The organism is Serratia sp. HNCC26DJ244 (assembly GCF_057180565.1).
The window spans coordinates 1-789 of the sequence record NZ_JBXUGO010000087.1; the positions used below are offsets into that span (position 1 = coordinate 1).

Consider the following 789-nt stretch of genomic DNA (forward strand, 5'->3'; position numbering starts at 1 on the left):
CTCACCCGTCATGGCCGATTGCCACACCCCGTCACCCAGCAGGGCACTCCCCGCCTGACCATTGAGTACCAGCGGCACGCGATGCCCGGTGTCCCGTTGAAGTTGGCTGATTTGCCAACGCAACATCAGCAAGTCGCTGGTCAGCGTCTCGCTCTCCGGGTGTTGTTGCGGACACACCGTGACCATCACTGCCAGTTGGCGCCCCCAGTCGGGCCGTAACTGCAGCAACTGACGGGCGACCTGAGCCACATCCTGACCGGCCTCCACCCGCACCCAACAGCCTTGCGACACCACCAGAACCGGCGAGGCGGCAGGCCAGGGCTGAGCCAAATCACCGCATACCAGCACTACCGGCTGGCGATAACTGGCCTCGGGCAGCGCATCCAGGCTCACCGCCACGCCACGCCCATGGCGGTGGCTGGCCAGGCGCCAGCACAGGGCAATCAACAGCCAGCACAACACCATCAGCCCCAGAGAAGCCATACGTGACAGGGGCAGAAAAACCAGGCAGACCACGCTGACCAGCAACGCCGCCCACAGCGCCAGCAAACGGTGTTGTAACGCACTCATTTCACCGCCCCCGGCAACAGGGTGGCCAATATCTGGCTCAGCCAGTGGTCCAGCCCCCACCACAGCGCCGCCAGCACCAGCACACTGAACCCCATCCAGGCAGGCCAGGAGGCAAGCCAACGGCCCAGACGACTGCGCCCACCGCGGGCCGACGCCAGCAACGGGGCGTTCTGCGGATGGCTAAAGGGGGCGACCTGCTCACTCAGCGCCTTGACCAGT

2 pseudogenes are annotated in these 789 nt (G+C 65.5%); both read right to left on the bottom strand.

Annotated features, from left to right (window positions below):
- Positions 1–570 (bottom strand): annotated as a pseudogene (locus AC2A06_RS18685) (OmpA family protein); the annotation flags it as partial.
- Positions 567–789 (bottom strand): annotated as a pseudogene (locus tag AC2A06_RS18690) (type VI secretion system protein TssL, short form); the annotation flags it as partial. The pseudogenes AC2A06_RS18685 and AC2A06_RS18690, both read right to left, overlap by 4 nt.